Origin of the sequence: Blastomonas sp. CCH1-A6, from assembly GCF_001556365.1 — a bacterium.
Lineage (GTDB): Bacteria > Pseudomonadota > Alphaproteobacteria > Sphingomonadales > Sphingomonadaceae > Blastomonas > Blastomonas ursincola.
Genome location: NZ_LSIS01000483.1, coordinates 1 through 616, shown reverse-complemented (window position 1 = coordinate 616; position 616 = coordinate 1). Strand labels below are relative to the sequence as shown.

Sequence of the window (616 nt, the reverse complement as noted above, 5' to 3'; positions counted from 1 at the left end):
GATCGCGCGCGCCGCATCCGTCGTCCAGCGCGTGTGGCTGGCGCGGCTGCTGATGCAGCTCTCGGGCGCGGCGCTGGCCGCTTATCTCTATTTCTGGCTGCGCAGCCTCGACCCCATGATGGACGATGCGGCCAAGATGCTGCTCTATGCGACCGGGCTCGCGCTCTCAGTGGGGGCAGCGTTGCTGCTGGGGCGGTGGAGCGACCGCCATGGCCGTCCGTTCCTGGCGCTGGCGTTGACCGCGCTGGTCGCCGCGGCGGGGTTGCTGGTCATGGCGCTGGCCGGAACCCCTGCCACCGCCAAGCTGGCCTATCTGGCGTTCGTCACCGCCAATGCCGCCTTCCTGGCGCTGCATGCCGGCCAGACGCTGCGCATCCTGCCCGATGCCGCCTCGCGCGGCCTGGGCATCGGGCTGTTCAATCTCACCAACACCGCGCCGTCGCTGATCATGCCCTGGATCGCGATCACGATGGTGCCCGATTTCGGCTATGCCAGCCTGTTCCTGGTGCTCGCCCTATTGGCGCTGGCGGCGGCGCTGCTGCTGCTCAGCCTGCCGCACGATGCGTGATCGCGCTTGGCGGGTTCCGCAATTGCTCTATTCAAGGCGAGGCGGGCG

At 69.0% G+C, this 616-nt stretch carries 1 protein-coding gene; it reads left to right on the top strand.

All coding sequences use genetic code 11. The annotated features are described in order from the left end of the window. A partial coding sequence (locus tag AX735_RS26130) for an MFS transporter (protein ID WP_446471847.1) occupies nt 1–568 on the top strand: 568 nt, incomplete at its 5' end. Between the last annotated feature and the right edge of the window lie 48 nt (nt 569–616).